Origin of the sequence: Tessaracoccus sp. MC1627 (genome assembly GCF_014164725.1) — a bacterium.
Taxonomy (GTDB): Bacteria; Actinomycetota; Actinomycetes; order Propionibacteriales; family Propionibacteriaceae; genus Arachnia.
On sequence record NZ_JACJGA010000004.1, the window covers coordinates 489,980 to 506,428 of the forward strand.

Consider the following 16,449-nt stretch of genomic DNA (forward strand, 5'->3'; position numbering starts at 1 on the left):
CGGGCATGGTTTTTCTCCTAGGAGGTTAGCTGCCGAGCTGACGATGGGTGGGATAGACGATGAGCGTGATGCCGTCGAGGCCGAACACCTCGACGTCCTCGTCGGGGCCGATCACGACGTTCGGGTCGAAGGAGCGCGCCTCCCAGATCTGACCCTCGACCTTCACCTCGCCCCGGCTGCCGGTGATCTCTCCCTGCGAGCGTCCAGATGCCCCCACCAGCTTGTCCAGCGAGGAACGGTAGCCGGGGGCCCGCCGGACGCGTTCGAGGAGGGTGGGGCGCAGCACGAACAGGGTGAGGACGGCGGTGGTGAGCGCGACGAGGACCTGCAGCCAGACGAGACCGGGAAAGATCAGCGCGGTGACGCCGCCCATCACCGCCCCCGAGGCGAGCATGAGGAGGGTGAGGTCCATGGTGAGGAGCTCGGCCGCGGCGAGGAGGGCGGCCAGAATGCCCCAGCCTGCCCACAGGTTGGTCCGGATCCATTCCAGCCACTCGTTCACATGCGGCTCCTCGCGCTCCAGCGTCCGCCGTCGTGGGTGACGCGCAGCGGCATGTCGAAGGTGCGGCTGAGGTTTTCGTCGGTGAGCGTGGAGCTGATCGGCCCGTCGGCCACGATGCGCCCGTCGCGCATCAGGAGGCAGTGCGTGACACCCTGCGGGATCTCCTCCACGTGGTGGGTGACCAGCACCGTCGCCGGGGAGTCGGGGTCCACGCAGAGGGCGGACAAGGTGTCCACCAGCGCCTCCCGCCCGGCGAGATCCAGGCCGCCAGCGGGCTCGTCCAACAGCAGCAGCTCGGGGTCCGTCATCAGCGCCCGGGCGATCTGCACCCGCTTGCGCTCGCCCTCGCTGAGGGTGCCGAACGTGCGCTCACGAAGGTGGGCGACGCGCATCGACGACAGCAGGTGGTCCGCCTGGGCCACGTCGTACTCGTCGTACTCCTCGCGCCACCGGCCGACGATGGCGTAGGCGGCCGAGAGCACCACGTCGCTGACCCGCTCGTCGGCGGGGATCCGGTCCGCGAGCGCGGAGGACGTGAGCCCGATGCGGGGCCGAAGCTCGAACACGTCGACGGTGCCCACCACCTCCCCGAGGATGCCGACGATGCCGTCGCTGGGGTACAGCTGGGCCGACAGGAGCTGGAGCAGCGTGGTCTTCCCGGCGCCGTTGGGGCCGATGACCACCCAGCGCTGCGCCTCGCCGATCACGAGGCTCACATCGTCGAGGAGGGTGGCCCCGCCACGCTTGATCGTCACGCCCGCTAGTTCTGCCACCGCTGCCATGCCACCCAACCTACCGGACGCCGCCAGCGGGTGACTGCAGGCCGGGCGGACGATGAAACGCGCTGGGAGGTGGGGGTGCGGGCCGGGCCGGGTTGGTCGGGCATGTGCGAAGGGGCAGGCGCTTGGGCCACCCCCGGAGTCACGGGCGGGACCGGCCCGCACCACCCACCACGTGCTGTCGGGCCTCCCCGCGACCGCTCAGGCTCCGGTGGAGTGCAGCCCGCCGTCGACGTGGATCATCTCGCCTGTGGTGGCGGGGAACCAGTCGCTCAGCAGCGCCACGACGGCCTTCGCGGAGGGGACGGCGTCCGAGGTGTCCCAGGGCAGGGGGGAGCGCGTCGACCAGGTGTCGTTGAAGGACGATGCTCCCGGGATGGCCTTCTTCGCCACGGTGTCCAGGGGGCCTGCGGCCACCAGGTTGCAGCGGATGCCGTCCGGGCCGAGGTACCGGGCCAGGTAACGCGAGGTGGACTCCAGCGCCGCCTTGGCCACGCCCATCCAGTCGTAGGTGGGCCAGCTGATCCGGGCGTCGAAGGTGAGGCCCACCACGCTGGCGCCGCGGTTGAGCAGCGGCTTGCAGGCCATGGTCAGCGACTGCAGCGAGTATGCGGAGATGTGCAGGGCGGCTCCGACCGTCTCCCAGTCCGTGGTGAGAAACGCGCCCCCCAGGGCTTTCTCCGGGTGGGCGTAGGCGATCGAGTGCACGATGCCGTCCAGGCCGCCGTCGAAGTGCTCGGCCAACACGCCCGGAAGCGCAGCGAGGTGCTCGGGGTCCGTGACGTCCAGCTCAATCAGCGGCGGCACCGGGTCCAGCTTGGAGATGGCCCGCTGGGCCGGGCCGATGGCGCGACCGGCCGCCGAGACCACGATCGTGGCGCCCTCGCGCTGCGCGATCTCTGCGACCGCGTACGCGATCGAGGTCCGCATGGTCACGCCGGTGACCAGGATGTTCTTGCCTTCAAGGAGACCCATCGTCAGGTCCTTTCTCAGTGACCCATGCCGAGGCCGCCGTCAACGGGGATGACGGCGCCGGAGATGTAGCCGGCGTGCTCGCCGGCCAGGAAAAGAGCGGCCTGGGCCACGTCGTCGACGCTGCCGAGGCGACCCGCGGGGATCCGCTTGGTGTAATCCGCGATGGTGCCCTCGGGCAGGACGGCGGTCATGTCGGTCTCGATGAACCCCGGCGCGATCACGTTGGTGGTCACGTTGCGGGACCCGATCTCCCGGGTCAGGCTGCGGGCCATCCCGACGAGAGCCGCCTTCGACGAGGAGTAATTGATCTGCCCTGGCGAACCGAGAAGGCCCACCACGGACGAGATGAGGATGATCCGGCCGAAGCGGGACCGCATCATGGGGCGGCTGGCGCGGCGCACCACACGGAAGGTGCCGGTGAGGTTGGTGTCGATGACCGACTGCCAATCCTCGTCCGACATGCGCATGAGCAAGGTGTCCTTGGTCACCCCTGCGTTGGCCACCAGGATCTCCACCGGGCCGAGTTCGGCCTCGACGGTGGTGAACGCCTGGTCCACCTGTCCCTGATCCGTGATGTCGCACGGGACGCCGAGGACGCCTTCCGGTACGCCGCCTGAGCGGTAGGTGGCGGCGACACGGTACCCGGCGTCGCGGAACGCCTCCGCCATCGCGCGCCCGATGCCCTTGGATCCGCCGGTGACGAGGACCACTCTAGATTCTGAAACCACGGGAGCAACCTACCGCACGCCCCCCGGTTCGAGGGGGTCTCCCGCGGCCCGGACTATGCTGGCGGGCATGGCCAAGGGAGACGACTCGACGCTGATCACCAGCGCCGGTCGCGGACGCACCCTTGAGCTGGAGGAACGCCAGCGGCGTTATCTCATCACCATGGCGGTGCGCACCGCCTGCTTCCTGTTGTTTCTGGTGGTGCCGGGCTGGTGGAAGGTGGTGGCGCTGGGCGCGGCCGCCCTCCTACCTGCCTTCGCGGTGCTGTTCGCCAACAGCGCGGATCATCGCCCCCCTCCGGTGGTGGCGGCAGACGACGACAGGGGTGAGGTCCGGGGCGCCATCACGGGCGGGGACGTGGTGCCGGGCACCGTCGAGGAGGATCATTGAGCAGGCAGGTCAAGCGGTGGATCGCCATGGGCGTCTTCGCCGCGGTGCTGGCCACCGTGTTCGTCATGCTCGGACAGTGGCAGCTGCGGCGGCTCGACGAGCGACGCGAGAACAACGCCGTCGTCGAGGCCCATCGTGCGCTACCTGTGGTGTCCTACGACGAAGTGATGACCGGCGCCATCGACGACGCGGACCAGTGGTACCGGGTCACGGCCACCGGCACCTACACGGGCGAGCAGTTCCAGGTGCGCTACCGCTCGCTCGACGGCGCCTACGGCAGCGAGGCTGTCGCGGTGCTGGACACCACCCAGGGCGAGTCCCTGCTGATCAACCGCGGCTTCCTGGTGCGGCAGCCCGGGTATCCGGACGGGGCGCTGCCTGCCCCGCCCGAGGGTGAGGTCACCGTCACCGGCTTCGTGCGCCGCAACGACCGGGGCGACGAGGGTGCGATGACCCCGCACGAGAACCAGATCCGGCTGATCAGCTCTGAGGCACTCGGCACGGCGCTCGGGAGGGACGTGGTCAACGGCTACGTGGCCCTGCTCGAGTCCACTCCGCCCGAGACGGACGTCCTGCGGCCTCTGGGTGAACCGGACCTGGATGAGGGACCGCATCTGAGCTATGCGCTGCAGTGGTTCGCGTTCACGCTGATCGGGGTGGTCGGGATGGTGGTGCTGGTGCGGGCGGACCTCCGCGACCGCAGGGAGGCACGCGGACAGACGCCGCAGCAGACAGCGACGCAACCTCTCGAGTCGCAGCACGCGCCTCCCGCGACAGCGGCCCCTCAGGGGCAGGAGACGCCCCCTCAGTGAGCGGTCTCGACTGGCTGCGCTGCCCACATTGCGTGCTCCCGTTGGCTCGCACCGACCAGACCCTCCGCTGCCAGGCCGGGCATTCCTTCGACATTGCACGCCAGGGCTACGTCAACCTGCTGGGCCGCGCCGCGCCGCGCAACGCCGACACCCCGTCCATGCTGGAGGCGCGAGCACGGTTTCTCGGCGCCGGCCACTACGCCCCGCTGGCGGAGGCGGTGGCAGCCCAAGTCTCGGGCGCAGCCCGCATCGCAGAGGTGGGCGCCGGGACCGGCTACTACCTCAGCCGGGCGCTGGACGCGAACCCTTCCGCTGAGGGCCTGGCCACCGACGTCTCCGCGGCGGCCGCCCGACGCGCCGCCAAGGCGCACCCCCGGGCGTCGTCGATCGTGGCCGACACCTGGGCGGGTCTCCCCCTCCGCGACGGCGCGGTCGACACCCTCCTCTGCGTGTTCGCCCCTCGCAACCCGGCCGAGTTCACCCGTGTCCTCGCCCCCGGCGGCCGGCTCGTCGTGGCTGTGCCGACTCCCGCCCACCTCGGCGAGGTGCGCGCAGAGTACGGCCTGCTCGGGGTGGCCGACGACAAGGCCGACGCCGTCCTGGCCTCGCTGCCCGGCTGGAGCCTGGAGGCTCTCGACACCCTCGTCCAGCCACTCCACCTGGCGCCCGAGGAGGTGGCGGACCTCATCGCGATGGGCCCTAATGCGTTCCACGGCCGACACGGCGTCACCGTCGCGGCGTCGACCACCCTCGCAGTGAGCATCCTGACTCTGACGCACCCTTCGTGATCTGAGTTGGCCCTAGGGTGGGCCCATGACCGCGACACGCTGGGGTTTCGGGCTCGGCACTCTCGGCCGCGACATGCTTGCGGCGCTGGTGTCGCTGTACCTCATGTTCTACCTCACCGACGTGCTGGACGTCTCTGGCGCGCAACTCGCCGCCGTCACCGCCATCCTGGTGGCGATGCGCGTCTTCGACGCCGTCAATGATCCCGTCATGGGGGTGGTGGTGGACAACACACGCAGCCGGTGGGGGAAGTTCAAGCCGTGGATCCTCGTGGGTGCGGTGCTGTGGGGGGCGGCAAGTCTGCTGATGTTCGCGGACCTGGGCGTCGACGGGTGGGGCTACGTGGTGCTGTTCACCGCGGTCTACCTCGTCTACGAGGTGGCCTACACCATCAACGACATCTCCTACTGGTCGATGCTGCCGTCTCTGACGCAGGATCAGAAGGAGCGAGAGAAGATCGGGGTGGTGGCCCGCATCTGCGCCAACATCGGCCTCTTCGCGATCGTGGTGGCGCTGGTGCCGATCACGGCGTGGCTGACGGGCGTCTTCGGCGATGCCCGGACGGCGTGGTTCGTGCTTGCGGCCGGGCTGGTGGTTCTCATGTTGCTGTTCCAGTCCGTGACCCTGGTATTCACGCGAGAACGTGTGGCGGGCCACCGGGAGACCACGCCGCTGCGCGAGCTGTTCTCCGTGATCGCCCGCAACGACCAGCTCCTGTGGGTGACGTTGGCGATGGTGGCGTTCATGGCCGGCTACCTCACCACCGCGTCGTTCGGGCTGTACTACTTCAAGTACTACTTCCTCGATGAGGGCGCCTACGCGATCTTCGCCGCCATCCTGGGCATCTCCCAGATTGCGGCCCTTGCCCTGTTCCCCCTGGCGTCCAAGGTGCTGACTCGGTCGCAGATCCACCTGCTCGCCACGGCGCTGTGCGCCGCGGGCTACCTCGTGTTCCTGGTGTCCGGCAGATCCCTCCTGGTGGTGGGTGTCGCGGGGGTGCTGCTGTTTGCGGGGCAAGGAGCCATCCAGCTGCTGATGGTGATGTTCATCGCGGACTCGGTCGAGTACGGCGAGTGGAAGCTGGGCCGTCGCAACGAGTCCGTCACCTTCTCGCTGCAGCCCTTCATCTACAAGCTCAGCAACGCCATCGCCAGCGGCGTGGTGGGCGTGACGCTGATCTGGTCCGGCATCGACGTGGCGACAACCCCAGATGACGTCACCGAGGAAGGGCTCGGCATCCTGCGCATGTCCATGCTGGGCCTCCCCCTGGCGCTCGTCCTCGTCAGCTACCTTGTGCTCCGCGCACGGTACAAGCTGAACGAGGAATTTTACGCCACCGTCGTCAAGGACCTGGCCGAGAGGAACGCACGTGCCGAACAAGCTGTTGACTAAGAGCCACACCGTCCGCCAGCTGTACAAGCATCCCGTCGGACGCGACGTCATCGACAAGCTGCTGCTGCAGACCGCGCTGCCCCGCCGTCTCGTCTACACCGTGGAGTGGATGCAGCTGAAGTGGATCGAGCGGCTCCTGCAGCCCCTCACCGGCCCCGGGATGTTGGACGTGATCCTGGACCTGGTCAATTCGGAACGCGACCGCCCCCTGGATGGCCGCGCCCCGCACCCCACTCCCTGGTGGCGCGAGGCCGTGTTCTACCAGGTCTATCCGCGCTCCTTCGCTGACGCCTCGGGCGACGGCGTGGGCGACATCCAGGGCGTGATCGGGAAGCTGGACTACCTCCAGGAACTGGGGGTGGACTGCGTCTGGCTCTCCCCTATCTTCAAGTCCCCCAACGAGGACATGGGCTACGACGTCAGCGACTACCGCGACATCAACGACGAGATGGGCACCCTGGAGGACGTCGACCAGCTGATCGCCGCCTGTCACGAACGCGGCATGCGGCTCATCCTCGACCTCGTCGTGAACCACACCTCGGCGGAGCACGAGTGGTTCCGGAAGGCGGTGGCGGATCCCACCGGCCGGTACGGCGGCTACTACTTCATGGTGGAGGGGGACCCGGACACCCCACCCAACAACTGGACCTCCTTCTTCTCGGGCTCCGCCTGGTCGTGGGTGCCGGAGGCTGAGCGGTGGGTGCTGCACCTCTTCGCCGACGGGCAGGTGGACCTCAACTGGGACAACGAGGACGTGCGCGACGAGGTGGCCGACATCGTCCGGTACTGGATGCAGCGCGGCATCGACGGCTTCCGGCTGGACGTCATCAACTACATCTCGAAGAAGCCCGGTCTGCCGGACGGGCACCCATTCATCGGCAAGCTGTTGGAGTTCGTCGGTGTGGAGCACTACTTTTACGGCCCGCGGCTGCACGAGTTCCTGCGCGGCCTGCGTCGCGACGGGTTCACGCGCCGCGAGCAGCCCGTCTCGAGCCCCCGTCGACGCCGGCCCGACGGCACCCTCGACGAGCCACTCCCCCCGGACATGATCGGGGTGATGGTGGGAGAGACCCCCGGCATCGGCATGGAGCTGGGGCGACTGTTGAGCGGATACGGTCGCGGGGAACTGGATCTGATCTTCAACTTCGACGTGCTCGACAACCCGGGCCACGTGCGGTGGGACTCCTACAGGTACCAGCTCTACTACCTCAAACGGTTCTACCGCGCCTACGACTCGCACCTGGCGCCCAGCGACTGGATCGCGGTGTTCCTGGACAACCACGACAATCCCAGGATGCTCAGCAAGTTCGGCATGGGCCTGGAGAAGGACCCGGCGGTGCGCAGCGCGATCGGCAAGATGCTGGCGACCATCCAGCTCACCATGCGCGGCACCCCGTTCCTGTTCCAGGGGCAGGAGTTGGCGGCCATCAACCAGTCGTTCGCAGGCGTCGAGGAGCTCCGCGACGTGGAGTCGATCAACCGCCACCAGGCGCTCATCGACGGTGGGATGGCGCCCGAGACGGCATGGGCACAGATCCTGGCAGGGTCGCGGGACCACTCCCGGGTGCCGATCCGGTGGAGTCCCGACGGCGGCTTCACCGAGGGCACCGCGTGGCTGATGGGCACCGACACCGAGCCGGGGTTCTCCGCCGAGGAGCAGGTTGCGGACCCCGACTCGGTGTTCTCGTGGCACAAGGCGCTCATCCGGCTGCGGCGGAACCACCGCGCCCTGACCATCGGGGCGTTGAAGTGGGTGCACCCGCACCACAAGTTCTACTTCGCCTACTACCGCAAGCTGGCCGGTGAGGTGTTCCTGATCGAATGCAACACCTCGGCCAAGCAGCGACCGCGGCCGCATGTGGGCGGGACGATCGTGCCGGTGATGGGGGGCCCCCGCCGCCCCGTGATGGAGCCGTGGGAGGCGACCGTCAGCCGCGTGTTCTGAGCGGCGCTCCTCCGGGGCGTACCGCTAGACCTCGCTAGGCCAGGTCGATCAGCTCGGCGTACTCGTCGCTCCAGAGGTCTTCGACGCCGTCGGGCATCACCAGCACCCGGTCCGGCTCCAGTGCCTCGACCGCTCCCGGATCGTGGGTGACCAGGATCACGGCACCCGCGTAGGTGCGGATCGCGTTGAGCACCTCGCCGCGGGAGGCCGGGTCCAGGTTGTTCGTGGGCTCGTCGAGCAGCAGGACGTTGGCGGCCGACACCACCAGCATCGCGAGCGCCAGGCGCGTCTTCTCGCCGCCGGAGAGCACGCCCGCGGGCTTCTGCACGTCGTCCCCGGTGAACAGGAACGAGCCGAGGACCTTGCGCACCTCGGTGTCGTTGAGGTTGGGCGAGGCGGACTTCATGTTGTCCAACACGCTGCGCTTCACGTCCAGGGTCTCGTGCTCCTGCGCGTAGTAGCCGAGCTTCGCGCCGTGCCCCAGCTCGACCCGCCCGGCGGACGGGTCCTCCATCTTGGCCAGAAGGCGCAGCATGGTGGTCTTTCCTGCGCCGTTGAGGCCGAGGATCACCACCTTGGATCCCTTGTCGATGGCCAGATCGACGGCGGTGAACACCTCCAGGGATCCGTAGGACTTACTGAGGTCATGGCCGCGGAGCGGGGTCTTGCCGCACGGGGCGGGCTCCGGGAAGCGGATCTTGGCGACGGCGTCGACCCGACGCTCACCCTCGACGCCCGCCATGAGCTTCTCGGCGCGCTTGGCCATGTTCTGCGCGGCGACGGCCTTGGTGGCCTTGGCGCGCATCTTGTCCGCCTGCAGCATCAGCTGGGAGGCCTTGCGCTCGGCGTTGGCGAGCTCACGCTTGCGTCGCTTCTCGTCGGTCTCGCGCTGGAGGAGGTACCGCTTCCAGTTCATGGAGTAGATGTCCAGTTCAGCACGGTTGGCGTCGAGGTGGTACACCTTGTTGACCACCGCGTTCAGCAGTTCGGTGTCGTGGGAGATCACGATCAGGCCGCCGGGGAAGGCCTGAAGGTAGCTGCGCAACCAGACCACGGAATCCGCGTCGAGGTGGTTGGTGGGCTCGTCGAGGAGCAGCGTCTCGGCGTCCGAGAAGAGGATCCGCGCCAACTCGATGCGGCGTCGCTGGCCCCCGGAGAGTGTCTTCAACGGCTGGCCCAGCACCCGGTCCGCCAGGCCCAGGTTGGCCGCGATGCGCGCCGCATCGGCCTCCGCGGCGTAGCCGCCCGCCGCCACCAGGTCGGCCTCGGCGCGCGAATAGGCCGCCATGGCATCCTCACGCACCGAATCGCTGTGGCTGCCCATGCCCTCCTCGGCGCGGCGCATCCGCTGGATCACCTGGTCCAGCCCGCGGGCGCCCAGAATACGGTCGCGGGCGATCTGTTCCGGGTCCCCGGACCGCGGGTCCTGCGGCAGGTAACCCAGCTGACCGGCGCGCGTCACGGTGCCCGCGGCCGGCAGCGACTCGCCGGCCAGGATGCGGGTGAGGGTGGTCTTCCCGGCGCCGTTGCGGCCCACCAGGCCGATCCGGTCTCCCCCGATCACCTGGAAGGACACCGGCGACAGCAGCAGCCTGGCGCCCGCGCGCACCTCGATGTCCTTGACCTGTAGCACCTTGACAGTCTCCCTGCCAGGCGCGCGCAGGGCAAACCGAGGATGGTCAGCGGCGCCTACGGCTGGCCAGGAGCGCATCGGCGATGAACAACGCCACCGCCGCCCACACCAGGGTGAAGCCGGCCCAGCGCGCGGCCGGCATCGGTTCGTCGAAGGCGAGCCAGCCCACCAGGAACTGCCCGATGGGGGCCAGGTACTGCAGGATCGCGATGGTGATCATGGAGATGCGCCGGGCCGCGGCGGCGAACAGCAGCAGCGGGATCGCCGTGACGATGCCGGTGGTGGCGAGCAGCGCTCCGTAGCCACCGGTCGCGGTCGATCCCCCGGTCGCCGCGAGGTAGGTCAGGTAGGCCGCTGCCACCGGGGCGACGGCGGCGGTCTCGATCGCCAGGCCCGGCAGGGCACCCACAGAGCGTCCTGCGAGCTTCTTCACCAGCGAATAGAGCCCGAACGAGCCCGCGAGAGTCAGGGCGATCCAGGGAACCTGCCCGTACCCCACCACCATCACTGCGACGGAGGCCACCCCGAACGCCATGGCCACCCACTGAAGGCGTCGCAGCCGTTCCCCCAACACGAGGATGCCGAGCCCCGCCACCGCGAGTGGGTTGATGAAGTAGCCGAGAGCCGTCTCCAGGGTCCGCTCAGTCATGACCGCGAAGACGTAGGTGGTCCAGTTGACGACGATGAGGCCGCCCGCCAGGGCGAGCGCCGCGACCGTGCGCCTGTCCGCCAGCGCGGCGCGCAGCAGCCCCCACTGCCGCAGCAGCGCGATGAGGAGCAGGCAGAACCCCAGCGACCACAGCGCCCGGTGCGCCACCACCTCGAGCGCGCCGGAGCGGCCGAAGAACTGGAAGTACAGCGGAAACAGGCCCCACAGGATGTAGGCCGCCAGCCCGTAGCCCAGTCCGGCCCTGTTGTCGCGCACCGGCTGAGCCTATCGCGGGCTGCCCGGCCGGACCCCGGCAGTCGACGCCTGGCGGCTAGAGCATCCCGATGAACCCGATGATCTCCCGCTCCCAGTGCTCGGCGTGCGAGTCGTTGACGCCGTGTGGGCCGCCGTGGATGACCACGAGCTCGGAGTCCGGCACGAACTCGGCCATCCGACGGCTCGACTTGTCGATGGGAACGTTGATGTCTCCGTCGCCGTGGATGACGAGCGTTGGCACGTCGATGGCGCGGCAGTCGTCCCGCAGGTCGGTTGCCCAGATCAGGATCGTCTGCGCCGCGGCATGGGGGCTGGACTGGTGGGCTATCTTCAGTGCCGCCTGACGGGTGTCCTCATCGACCTGGAGGCCGCCGTCGGCGGTGCTGTAGAACCAGGTGATGAACTGGTCGAGGAAACCGTCGCGGTCCGTTGCGCACTGGTCGGACATCCCCTGGAAGCCGTCCATGGGCATAGCGCCGTCCGGGTTGTCGTCGGAGATGCACAGCGCGGGTGTGATGGAGCCGGAGAAGATCGCGGCGGCGATGCGCTCGGAGCCGTGCCTGCTGAAGTAGCGCGCCACCTCGCCGCCACCCATGGAGAAGCCGAGGAGGACGGCGCCCTGCAGGTCCAGGTCCTGGATGAGCGCCTCGAGGTCGTCGGCGAGGACGTCGTAGTCGACGTCGCCGGCGGGCTTGTCGGACTGTCCGAACCCCCGCCTGTCGTAGGTGATCACGCGGTGACCGGCCTCGACGAAGGCCGGGAGGTTGCGTGCGAACGCCTCCCCCGAGAGGGGCCAGCCGTGGACGAGGACCAGGGGTCGGCCCCGGCCGCCCGTGTCGGTGTAGTGGAGCGTCACGTCATCTGCGGTCGTGAACGTGGGCATCGTCGCCTCCTGGTCTCAGTGATCCTTGATCTGAGGCTAGCCCGCGGGAGGCCCGCCGTCAGAGGTTGTAGCCGATTGCGCGCAGCTGCTCGCGGCCGTCCTCGGTGATCGCCTCGAGCGACCACGGCGGCAGCCACACCCAGTTGATGGTCACCGACGACACGAGGCCATCGAGCACGTACTTGGTGTCGTACTCGATCTTGTCGGTGAGGGGGCAGGTGGGTGAGGTGAGCGTCATGTCGATCGTCGCGTTGCCGTACTCGTCGACCTGGACGCCGTAGACGAGGCCCAGGTCGACGACGTTGACCATCAGCTCGGGGTCGACGACGTCCTTCATCGCCTCGAGGACCTCATCCTCCGTGGCCGCGGCTGACGCCGGGGCTGCGGGCTGGGACAGGTCCACGTCGGGGAGCTGGTCCTTGACCAGATCGCTGGGCCGCTGTTCTGGGGTGTACATGGTTCTCCTTGAGGTCGAGGGGGTTTCGACACGATGATCCGGGCTCGAGCCGGATCGTCGGCTCAACCAGCGGGGTGGGCGGTGGCTTGCAGGGTGGCGTCCCGGACCGCGGACCAGCCGAGGAGCGCGCACTTGACGCGTGCGGGGAACTTGGAGACTCCGGCGAACGCGATGGCGTCTTCGAAGATGTCTTCGTCGGGCTCGATGCGGCCTTGACTCTGCATCATCTCCAGGAACTTGTCGTGCAGGTCCAGGGCGTGACTGGCGGGCTTGCCGATCAGCAGGTCCGTCATCACCGAGGTGGAGGCCTGCGAGATCGAGCAGCCTTCGGCGTGGTAGGAGATGTCGGTGATCGTGTCGCCGTCGACGTGCACACGCAGGGTGAGCTCGTCGCCGCACGACGGGTTCACGTGGTGCACCTCCACCTCGTACGGCTCGCGCAGCCCTGAGTGATGCTTCTCGCGGTAGTGGTCGAGGATGATCGTCTGGTACAGCTCGTCGATGTTCACGTCAGCCTCCGAATCGTGGCGCGAAGTAGTTGCGGGTGAACACCAGGGCGTCGGCCAGCGCGTCGATCTCGGCGGGTGTGGTGTAGAGGTACGACGACGCCCGCGTTGAACTCTGGTGGCCGAGCCGCTTGTGAAGGGGGCGCGCGCAGTGATGGCCGCCGCGGATCGCGACCCCGCGGGAGTCCAGGACCTGCATCACGTCGTGGGGGTGCACCCCGGCGATGTTGAACGACACGGCGCTGCCGCGGTCCACCGCCTCGCCCGGACCGAGCAGCACGAGGCCGTCGATGCTGGTCAGCTTCGCCAGGGCGTACTCGGTGAGCTGCTGCTCATGCGCGGCAACCCGCTCCATGCCGACGCCCATGAGGTAGTCGACGGCGGCGCCGAGCCCCACGGCCTGGGCGATCGGCGGGGTGCCGGCCTCGAAGCGGTGCGGCGGCGGGGCGTAGGTGGAGTGGCTCATCTCGACGACCTCGATCATCTCGCCGCCACCCATGTAGGGGGGCAGGTCGGCGAGGAGGTCGTAGCGGCCCCAGAGGACACCGATGCCGGTGGGCCCGCACAACTTGTGTCCTGTGAACGCCACCAGATCTGCCCCCAGTGCCGCGACGTCGGTGGCCTGGTGCGGGACGCCCTGGGAGGCGTCCACCACCATGACGGCGCCGACGGCGTGGGCCTGGGCCGCGATCTGCGCGATCGGGTTGCGGGTGCCGAGCACGTTGGACACCCACGTCAGAGACACCACCTTCGTGCGCTCGTTGATGAGCCCGTCCCGTTCGGCGGCCTCGCGGTCGAGGCGGCCCTCGTCGGTGACGTCGAACCACCGCAGAGTGGCACCGGAACGCTGGCAGGCGAGCTGCCACGGCACGATGTTGGAGTGGTGCTCCATCACGGAGACGACCACCTCGTCGCCCGGCTTCAGCCGGGATCCCAATGTGTGCGCGGCCAGGTTGAGGGCCTCCGAGGCGTTCTTCGTGAAGACGATTTCCTCGGTCCGCCCCGCCCCGATGAACCCCGCGACCTTGGACCGGGCACCCTCGAACGCCTCCGTCGCCTCAGCGCCGAGAAGGTGCATGGCGCGGGCAACGTTCGCGTTGTGCTGCAGGTAGTGCTCGGCGATCGCGTCCACCACCTGCCGCGGCTTCTGGGACGTGTTGGCCGAGTCGAGGTAGACCAGCGGCCACTCCCCCACCCCGCGCTGCAGGATCGGGAAGTCCGCGCGGATCTCCTCGACGTCCAGGGCGTCAGTCATCAGCGATCAGCTCTCCAGCGGGGGACGTGGGTTTCGACGCAGCAGCGGGCGCTACGCGCCGCGGCTGGCTCAACCTGCGCGGGGGCGTCATCATGCGTTCGCGGACGCCTTCACGTAGGCCTCATAGCCGGTGGCCTCGAGGTCATCGGCCAGCTCCTTGCCGCCCTCGGCGACGATGCGGCCGTCGACGAACACGTGCACGAACGTGGGCTCGATGTAGCGCAGGATGCGGGTGTAGTGCGTGATGAGGATCACCGCGCGGTCACCCTGCTCGGAGTAGCGGTTGACGCCCTCGGCGACGATCTTCAGCGCGTCGATGTCGAGGCCGGAGTCGGTCTCGTCGAGGATCGCGGCCTTCGGGTTGAGCAGCTCCAGCTGGGTGATCTCGTGGCGCTTCTTCTCGCCGCCGGAGAAGCCCTCGTTCACGGAACGCGCCGAGAACGTCTTGTCGAGCTGCATCCGGCCGAGCGCGGCCTCGACCTCCTTGACCCAGGTGCGGACCTTCGGCGCGGCGCCGTCGAGCGCGGTCTTGGCCGTGCGGAGGAAGTTGGCGACGGAGACGCCGGGCACCTCGACGGGGTACTGCATGGCGAGGAACAGACCCGCTCGGGCGCGCTCATCAACCTTCAGCTCGGTGAGCTCCACGCCGTCGAGGGTGACGGAACCCTGCGTGATGACGTACTTGGGGTGGCCCGCGATGGCGTAGGCCAGCGTGGACTTGCCGGAGCCGTTGGGGCCCATGATGGCGTGGATCTCGCCCGGCTTCACGGTGAGGTTGACGCCCTTGAGGATGGGCTTGTTGCCCTCCTCGGTGATGACGTCGACGTGCAGGTCGGAGATGACAAGAGTGGACATGGGTGCTGGTTCTCCTGAGTGAATCGAGTTGGGGGTCCGCGGGGGGCTCGCCCCCGTGCGTCAGTAGGTGGTGGCGGGGGCGTCGACGTCGATCTGGACGTCGCCTCCCTCGATGCGGCACGCGAACACCCGAACGGGTGCGGTGGCGGGCAGGTTGAGCGGGCGGCCGGTGGCGAGGTCGAACGTGGAGCCGTGCAGATAGCACTCGATGGTGCCGCCGACGACGTCGCCCTCGCTGAGCGCGACCTTGCCGTGGCTGCACTGATCCTCGATGGCGTAGACCTCGGTGCCGTGGAGGACGAGGGCCACGGTCAGCTCGTCGTCGACGTCCACCGCGAGCGGCTTGGCCTGATCGAGCTGAACGACCTGGGCGACGGTGACGAAGCTCACTCGTGCTCCTTCGTCGCGGTGCTCCCGTGGACCAGCTCCAGCTCCCGCTCCACCTGGGCCAGCAGGCGCTGCTCGATGGCGGGAACACCGATCCGGCGGATGATGTCGTTGAAGAAGCCGTGCACGATGAGGCGCCGCGCCTCGTCCTCAGTGATGCCGCGGCTCATCAGGTAGAACAGCTGATTGTCGTCGAAGCGACCCGTGGTCGACGAGTGGCCGGCGCCGGCGATCTCGCCGGTCTCGATCTCGAGGTTGGGCACCGAGTCCGCCTGGCAGCCGTCGGTCAGCACCAGGTTCTTGTTGGACTCGTAGGTCTCGATCTGTTTGGCGACCTTGCGGATCAGGACATCGCCGATCCACACCGAGTGCGCGCCCTTGCCCTGCAGCGCGCCGCGGTAGTCCACGTTGCTCTTGGTGTGGGGCTCGTTGTGGTCGACGAACATGCGGTGCTCGACGTGCTGGCCGCCGTTGACGAAGTACAGGCCGAACTGCTCCACGGAGCCGCCCGGGCCGGCGAAGCTGGCGCGCTCCGCGATGCGGATGGCCTTGCCGCCCAGGGAGGTGTGGATGGTGCGGACGTGCGCGTCGCGGCCCACCTGGACGGAGATCTGGGCGCCGTGCACCGTGTCCTCGGCCCAGTCGTTGACGTAGACGAGGTTGATCTCGGCGCCGTCTGCGACGCGGAAGTCGTACTTGGCGGCGTACTGGGCGGAGCCCTCGAAGTGCAGCACGAGGGTGGCGCGGGAGTGCCGCCCGAAGTCCGCGATGAACGACTCGGCGGCGGGGCCGCCGCTGCCGGTGGCGGTGAACACGATGGGCTCGGCGATGACGGCCTCGGCGGGCACGTTCAGGTAGACCGCCTCGCCGGTGCGCTGCGCCGCGATAGCTGCGATCCGGTCGACGGGGGGCTCAATGGCGCGTTCCCGCGCCTCAGCCGCCGGGATTGCGCGCATCTCGACGCCGTCGGGAACCTCGCCCGCCCAGTCGAGGCCGCCCAGCGCGTCGCCCTCGGCCAGGAGCGGACGGAGAGCCTTGAGTGGTGAGAAGCGCCAGATCTCCTCGCGGCCGGTTGGCATGGGGTGCTTGGCCACGTCGAAGCTGGGCTCCGGGTGGAGGTGCGACTCGATGGTCTCGATGGCCCCGGCGACGTTGGCGGCGCCGTCGAGGGTGGGCATGGTTGCAGTGGTCAATGCAGCAGTCACTTTCTGGAAAGGTGGGGGTGCGGTCTGAGGGCGGGC

Annotated in this window: 18 protein-coding genes; 5 read left to right on the forward strand and 13 right to left on the reverse strand. The window is 68.8% G+C overall.

From position 1 onward, the window contains the following. Window positions 1-25: 25 nt before the first annotated feature. From H5399_RS10795 to H5399_RS10810, 4 genes are all read right to left on the reverse strand, one after another. The gene (locus H5399_RS10795) at window positions 26-502 is read right to left on the reverse strand and encodes an NfeD family protein (RefSeq protein ID WP_370585748.1); all 477 of its coding nucleotides are present in this window, start codon (window positions 500-502) and stop codon (window positions 26-28) included. Continuing rightward, entirely contained in the window at window positions 499-1,284 is a 786-nt protein-coding gene (locus H5399_RS10800; protein WP_182783030.1) for an ABC transporter ATP-binding protein, read from the reverse strand. The genes H5399_RS10795 and H5399_RS10800 overlap by 4 nt, the downstream gene beginning before the upstream one ends. A gap of 198 nt (window positions 1,285-1,482) precedes the next feature. Beyond that, the gene (fabI, locus tag H5399_RS10805) at window positions 1,483-2,256 is read right to left on the reverse strand and encodes an enoyl-ACP reductase FabI (RefSeq protein ID WP_182783031.1); all 774 of its coding nucleotides are present in this window, start codon (window positions 2,254-2,256) and stop codon (window positions 1,483-1,485) included. 14 nt (window positions 2,257-2,270) lie between these two features. Further along, window positions 2,271-2,984, reverse strand: coding sequence for a beta-ketoacyl-ACP reductase (locus tag H5399_RS10810; RefSeq protein ID WP_370585749.1), 714 nt, complete (start codon window positions 2,982-2,984; stop codon window positions 2,271-2,273). A gap of 67 nt (window positions 2,985-3,051) precedes the next feature. On the opposite strand from H5399_RS10810, the gene H5399_RS10815 reads away from it, so the two are divergent. From H5399_RS10815 to H5399_RS10835, 5 genes are read left to right on the forward strand one after another with little or no spacing between them, the layout of a single operon-like run. Beyond that, window positions 3,052-3,372, forward strand: coding sequence for a DUF3099 domain-containing protein (locus H5399_RS10815; protein ID WP_182783032.1), 321 nt, complete (start codon window positions 3,052-3,054; stop codon window positions 3,370-3,372). Then, window positions 3,369-4,184, forward strand: coding sequence for an SURF1 family protein (locus tag H5399_RS10820; protein WP_182783033.1), 816 nt, complete (start codon window positions 3,369-3,371; stop codon window positions 4,182-4,184). Before H5399_RS10815 ends, H5399_RS10820 begins: the two co-directional genes overlap by 4 nt. Beyond that, the gene (locus tag H5399_RS10825) at window positions 4,181-4,972 is read left to right on the forward strand and encodes a putative RNA methyltransferase (protein ID WP_182783034.1); all 792 of its coding nucleotides are present in this window, start codon (window positions 4,181-4,183) and stop codon (window positions 4,970-4,972) included. The genes H5399_RS10820 and H5399_RS10825 overlap by 4 nt, the downstream gene beginning before the upstream one ends. Window positions 4,973-4,997: 25 nt before the next feature. Beyond that, window positions 4,998-6,362 (forward strand): glycoside-pentoside-hexuronide (GPH):cation symporter, encoded by a 1,365-nt coding sequence (locus tag H5399_RS10830; protein WP_182783035.1) that lies wholly within the window; start codon window positions 4,998-5,000, stop codon window positions 6,360-6,362. Further along, window positions 6,340-8,307 (forward strand): alpha-glucosidase, encoded by a 1,968-nt coding sequence (locus H5399_RS10835; protein WP_182783036.1) that lies wholly within the window; start codon window positions 6,340-6,342, stop codon window positions 8,305-8,307. Before H5399_RS10830 ends, H5399_RS10835 begins: the two co-directional genes overlap by 23 nt. Before the next feature lie 34 nt (window positions 8,308-8,341). On the opposite strand, the gene H5399_RS10840 is transcribed toward H5399_RS10835, so the two are convergent. From H5399_RS10840 to sufD, 9 genes are all read right to left on the reverse strand, one after another. Continuing rightward, window positions 8,342-9,940 (reverse strand): ABC-F family ATP-binding cassette domain-containing protein, encoded by a 1,599-nt coding sequence (locus H5399_RS10840; RefSeq protein ID WP_182783037.1) that lies wholly within the window; start codon window positions 9,938-9,940, stop codon window positions 8,342-8,344. 46 nt (window positions 9,941-9,986) lie between these two features. Further along, complete coding sequence (gene rarD / locus H5399_RS10845) at window positions 9,987-10,865, reverse strand: EamA family transporter RarD (protein ID WP_182783038.1); 879 nt, start codon at window positions 10,863-10,865, stop codon at window positions 9,987-9,989. Between the two features lie 55 nt (window positions 10,866-10,920). Continuing rightward, window positions 10,921-11,748 (reverse strand): alpha/beta fold hydrolase, encoded by an 828-nt coding sequence (locus H5399_RS10850; protein WP_182783039.1) that lies wholly within the window; start codon window positions 11,746-11,748, stop codon window positions 10,921-10,923. 58 nt (window positions 11,749-11,806) lie between these two features. Further along, window positions 11,807-12,205 carry a metal-sulfur cluster assembly factor gene (locus H5399_RS10855; RefSeq protein WP_182783040.1) on the reverse strand — a complete coding sequence of 133 codons (399 nt, stop codon included), beginning with the start codon at window positions 12,203-12,205 and terminating at the stop codon, window positions 11,807-11,809. A gap of 62 nt (window positions 12,206-12,267) precedes the next feature. Further along, entirely contained in the window at window positions 12,268-12,714 is a 447-nt protein-coding gene (gene sufU, locus H5399_RS10860) for a Fe-S cluster assembly sulfur transfer protein SufU (protein WP_182783041.1), read from the reverse strand. A 1-nt stretch (window position 12,715) separates the two neighbouring features. Next, window positions 12,716-13,966: a cysteine desulfurase gene (locus H5399_RS10865; RefSeq protein ID WP_182783042.1), complete on the reverse strand. Its 1,251-nt coding sequence runs from the start codon at window positions 13,964-13,966 to the stop codon at window positions 12,716-12,718. Between the two features lie 90 nt (window positions 13,967-14,056). Then, window positions 14,057-14,821, reverse strand: a complete 765-nt coding sequence (sufC, locus tag H5399_RS10870) for a Fe-S cluster assembly ATPase SufC (RefSeq protein WP_182783043.1) — start codon at window positions 14,819-14,821, stop codon at window positions 14,057-14,059. 60 nt (window positions 14,822-14,881) lie between these two features. After that, window positions 14,882-15,211, reverse strand: coding sequence for a non-heme iron oxygenase ferredoxin subunit (locus H5399_RS10875; RefSeq protein ID WP_182783044.1), 330 nt, complete (start codon window positions 15,209-15,211; stop codon window positions 14,882-14,884). Continuing rightward, window positions 15,208-16,386 (reverse strand): Fe-S cluster assembly protein SufD, encoded by a 1,179-nt coding sequence (gene sufD, locus H5399_RS10880; RefSeq protein WP_182783045.1) that lies wholly within the window; start codon window positions 16,384-16,386, stop codon window positions 15,208-15,210. Before sufD ends, H5399_RS10875 begins: the two co-directional genes overlap by 4 nt. Between the last annotated feature and the right edge of the window lie 63 nt (window positions 16,387-16,449).

What these genes read in the sequence shown, in the direction of transcription:
- sufD (WP_182783045.1), bottom strand. Translation starts at nt 16,386, where the DNA reads ATGCCCACCCTCGACGGCGCCGCCAACGTCGCCGGGGCCATCGAGACC.
- H5399_RS10800 (WP_182783030.1), bottom strand. Translation starts at nt 1,284, where the DNA reads ATGGCAGCGGTGGCAGAACTAGCGGGCGTGACGATCAAGCGTGGCGGG.
- H5399_RS10815 (WP_182783032.1), top strand. Translation starts at nt 3,052, where the DNA reads ATGGCCAAGGGAGACGACTCGACGCTGATCACCAGCGCCGGTCGCGGA.
- sufC (WP_182783043.1), bottom strand. Translation starts at nt 14,821, where the DNA reads ATGTCCACTCTTGTCATCTCCGACCTGCACGTCGACGTCATCACCGAG.
- H5399_RS10865 (WP_182783042.1), bottom strand. Translation starts at nt 13,966, where the DNA reads ATGACTGACGCCCTGGACGTCGAGGAGATCCGCGCGGACTTCCCGATC.
- H5399_RS10850 (WP_182783039.1), bottom strand. Translation starts at nt 11,748, where the DNA reads ATGCCCACGTTCACGACCGCAGATGACGTGACGCTCCACTACACCGAC.
- H5399_RS10830 (WP_182783035.1), top strand. Translation starts at nt 4,998, where the DNA reads ATGACCGCGACACGCTGGGGTTTCGGGCTCGGCACTCTCGGCCGCGAC.
- fabI (WP_182783031.1), bottom strand. Translation starts at nt 2,256, where the DNA reads ATGGGTCTCCTTGAAGGCAAGAACATCCTGGTCACCGGCGTGACCATG.
- H5399_RS10855 (WP_182783040.1), bottom strand. Translation starts at nt 12,205, where the DNA reads ATGTACACCCCAGAACAGCGGCCCAGCGATCTGGTCAAGGACCAGCTC.